Raw genomic sequence first — 4,334 nt, 5'->3', positions numbered from 1 at the left:
GCCACAGCGTGTAGTCCGCGTACTGCACCGGCAGCGGCGTCCACTGTGGAGCTTCCCCGGCCCGGCGGGCGGTGTAGGCCGTCGCGAGGTCGCGCCACAGCGGCGCGGTCGACCAGCCGTCGGAGGCGATGTGGTGGAACACCAGCACCAGGACGTGCTCGCGGGCCCCGAGGCGGAGCAGCCGCGCCCGCAGCGGGATCTCCGACTCGAGCTCGAACACCGTCGCGGCCGCTTCGGACACCGCGTCGGCGAGCGTGGCTTCGGTGACCGCGCGGACCGGCAGCGGGATCGTGACGTCGCCGAGGACGAGCTGCCGGGCCTCGCCGTCGATCTCGGGGAAGACCGTGCGCAGGGCTTCGTGGCGCTCGACGACGTCGGCCAGCGCCGTACGCAGCGCGTCGACGTCGAGGGCGCCGCTCAGCCGGACCGCCGTCGGCATGGTGTACGTCGCCGACGGGCCTTCCAGGCGGTGCAGGAACCACAGCCGCTGCTGGGCGAACGACAGCGGCAGCACGTCCGGCCGCGGGTCGGCGCGCACCAGCGCGGGCCGGGCGGGCGACGAGTCCGACGTGGCCAGCAGGACGGCCAGCCCGGCCACCGTCGGCGTCTCGAACACCGACCGCACCTGCAGTTCGACGCCGAACACCGCGCGCAGGCGCGCGACCAGCCGGGTGGCCATCAGCGAATGCCCGCCGAGGGCGAAGAAGTCGTCGTCGACGCCGATCGACGCCGTGTCGAGGACCTCGGCGAAGAGCCCGCAGAGGACTTCTTCGACCGGCGTCCGCGGAGCCCGGCCGGCGGGGGCCGCCTGTTGGTCGGGGCTCGGCAGGGCGCGCCGGTCCAGCTTGCCGGAAGCCAGCAGCGGGAGCCGGTCCAGCAGCACGATCGCCGACGGCACCATGTACTGCGGCAGCCGGTCGCGGACGTGCGCCCGCAACGCCGCCACCAGCGCGTTCGCGTCCCGCTGCCCGGCCGGGTGGTTGCCCAGCGCGTCGAGGGCGGCGCGGACCGGGTGGCCGCGGTGGATCCGGGTGGGCTCGCCCGTGGTGAACACGACCTCCAGCTCGCCCGCCTCCGCGGTGAGGGTCGCGTACACGCGGTAGCCGTGACGGCCGCCGAGGTCGTGCAGGGTCTCGGGGTCCACTCCGGACCGATCCTCCAAAGAGGACAATGCCGTCTCGGCGTCGCCCCCCGCGAGCGCGGTGACGGCGGCGAGTTCACCGGACAGCCTGGCGTCGGGCACGCCGGTCACGCGCAGCCGGGCCGGGTGCGCGGCCAGCAGCCGGTCCAGTTCGCCGAGGGACTCGAAGGGCACGACCCGCTCGGCGGCCGCGGCGGGCTTCGGGGCCTTCCGCAGGACGACGTCGTAGCGGTGCCGGGTCAGCTCGTTGTGCGCGTGGCCGCGCTTGACCCACAGGTCGACGTCGCCGAAGCCGTCGAGATCCAGTGCCCGGAAGAAGCCCGGGTCGAGCACGAGCTCGCCCTCGCGAGCGATCGCCTGGTCCACCGCGGCGACGTCACGGCGGCCGTGGCGCAGCTCGGTCGCGGTCCGGAACGCCCGCAGCGAGCGGAGGTTCCGGATGTCGCCGAGGAAGAGCACGCCGCCCGGCCGGACGTGCGCCGCCGCCGTGCGGAGGACTTCGGCGAGGTAGCCGACGCTCGGGAAGTACTGGGCGACCGAGTTGATGATCACCGTGTCGAAGTCCGGCAGTTCGCCCAGGTCGTGGGCGGGCCGCGCGGCCAGGTGGACCTTGGCCGCGAACGGCGTCGCCGCGAGTTCGCGCCGCAGGTTGGCGATGGCCCGCTCGGACAGGTCGACGCCCCAGTACTCCTCGGCGTCCGGCGCGATCCGCGAGAGGATCAGGCCGCTGCCGACGCCGATCTCCAGGACGCGCTTCGGCCGCAGGGACCGGATCCGGTCGATCGTCGCCGCGTGCCACTCGCGCATCTGGTCCCGGGGGATCTCCGAGCCGTCGTAGCTGGAGTTCCAGCCGGTGAAGTTCTCCTCCAGCCCCCCGGACGCCGCTTCGGTGAAGACGTTCTCGTGCAGCTCACGCCACTCGCCGACGTGGTCCAGTTCCGCTTCTTCGTCCCGCCCGGCCGACGGCACGGCGTAGGCGATGAGCCGCCCGTCCCGGGCGACGACGACGGACTGCCCGACGGCCGGGTGCTCGGCCAGCACGGACTCGATTTCGCCGAGTTCGATGCGGTAGCCGCGGATCTTGACCTGGTCGTCGGCCCGGCCGAGGAACACCAGACGCCCGTCCGGCAGCCACTTGACCAGGTCACCGGTGCGGTAGAGGCGCCCGCCCGAACCGAACGGGTCCGCCACGAACTGCTCCGCCGTCAGCCCCGGCCGCCCGAGGTACCCCCGCGCCAGCCCGCTTCCGGCGAGGTACAGCTCCCCCACCACGCCGGGCGGGACCGGCCGCAACCCGGTGTCGAGCACGTACGCCCGGGTGCCGGGGTCGGGGATGCCGATCGGGACGACCGTCGCGCCCGCCAGCTCGGCCGGGTCGCTTTCGCCGAGCGTCGAGTTGGTGGTCGCCTCGGTCGGGCCGTAGGCGTTGAACATCCGCCGGCCCGGCGCCCAGCGGCGCACCAGCTCCGGCGACACGCGCTCGGTCCCCGCGAGCAGCACGCTGTCCCGCGGCAGGTCGAGGTCCGCCGGCAGGGCGTCGAGCAGGGCGGGCGGCAGGATCATGAAGTCGACGCCGTGGGCGTGCGCGTACTCGGTCAGCGCCGGGCCCGCGACCCGCCGCTCGGCCGGGACGACGACCAGGCGGCCACCTGAGAGCAGGCCCAGGCAGAGGTCCCAGAACGCGACGTCGAAGCTCGGCGAGGCGAACTGCAGCACCCGGCTGTGGGGGCCCACACCGAACCGCTCGGACTGGGTGGCGACCAGCTTCGCGACACCCGAGTGCTGGAGGACGACGCCCTTCGGCCGTCCGGATGAGCCGGACGTATAGATCACGTACGCCGCGTTCTCCGGCGTGATCGTGACCTCCGGGTCCTCTGTGGACATTCCGGCGAGTGCCGTGTCCTCAAGGAGCACCCGGGGCAGGGCCGCGGGCAGCTTCGCCTCGACGTCCCGGGTCGTCACCACGCAAACCGGGGCCGCGTCCTCGACCATGTAGGCGACGCGGTCACTCGGGTAGTCGACGTCGATCGGCAGGTACGCGGCACCGGCCTTGAGCACCGCCAGCTCGGCGATGATCATGTCCACCGAGCGCGGCACGGCCAGGGCGACGACCTGCTCCGGTCCGGCGCCATGGGAGAGCAGCAGGTGCGCGAGCCGGTTGGCGCGGGCGTTCACCTCGGCGTAGGTCAGCTCGACGTCCTCGAACACGAGCGCCACCGCATCAGGGGCCTCGGCGACGCGCCGGGCGAACAACCCGGGGAACGTCTCGGTGCCCGCCGGTTCGAGCGATCCGGCCCAGGCGGTGAGCACCCGGTCGCGCTCGTTCCCGTCGAGGAGGTCCAGCGCCCCGACCGGGCGGTCGGGGTCGGCCAAGGCCGCGCGCATCAGGACTTCGAGACGGCGCAGAATCCCCTCCGCGCTCGGGTGGCCGAAGACGTCGGCGTTGAATTCCAGCACCCCGGCGATCCCGGCGTCGCGTTCGGTCAGCGAGATCGAGAGGTCGAACTTCGACGTCCCGGTGGTCACCGGGATCTCCGTGACGGCCAGGCCGGGCAGCGTCACGTCGGCGCGGGCGTTGTTCTGCCCGGCGATCATGACCTGGAACAGCGGGTGGTAGGACAGCGACCGCGCCGGGTTGAGTACCTCGACCAGCCGCTCGAACGGCACGTCCTGGTGGGCGTAGGCGTCGAGGTTGCGCTCGCGGACCCGGGCGAGGAGTTCGCGGAAGGTCGGCTCGCCGCCGGTGTCGACGCGCAGGACCAGCGTGTTGACGAAGAAGCCGACGAGCTCGTCCAGGGCCGGGTCGGTGCGGCCGGCGATGGGTGAGCCGATCGGCACGTCGGTGCCCGCGCCGAGGCGCGTGAGCAGGGCGGCGAGGGCCGCGTGCACGACCATGAACACGCTGGCGCCGCTCTCGCGGGCCAAGTCGGCCAGGCCCGCGTGGAGGCCGGCGTCCCAGGTGAAGGTGTGCAGCTCGCCGCGGAAGGTCGCGGTCGCCGGGTGCGGCCGGTCCAGGGGCAGCTCGATCCGGTCCGGCAGGCCGTCCAGGGCCGTCCGCCAGTAGTCCAGCTGGCCGCTGAGCACGCTGTCCGGGTCGTCCTCGCGGCCGAGCAGATCCTGTTGCCACAGCGTGTAGTCCGCGTACTGCACCGGCAGCGGCGTCCACTGTGGAGCTTCCCCGGCCCGGCGGGCG

The 4,334-nt window shown here is 73.5% G+C and carries 1 protein-coding gene; it reads right to left on the bottom strand.

Going from position 1 to position 4,334, the window contains the following annotated elements; genetic code table 11:
* The coding region (locus C2L58_RS38455; protein WP_146073750.1) for a non-ribosomal peptide synthetase at positions 1-4,334 on the bottom strand (4,334 nt) is incomplete at both ends.

The organism is Amycolatopsis sp. CA-126428, assembly GCF_002904335.1.
GTDB lineage: Bacteria > Actinomycetota > Actinomycetes > Mycobacteriales > Pseudonocardiaceae > Amycolatopsis.
This window is presented reverse-complemented; position numbering and strand designations above follow the sequence as displayed.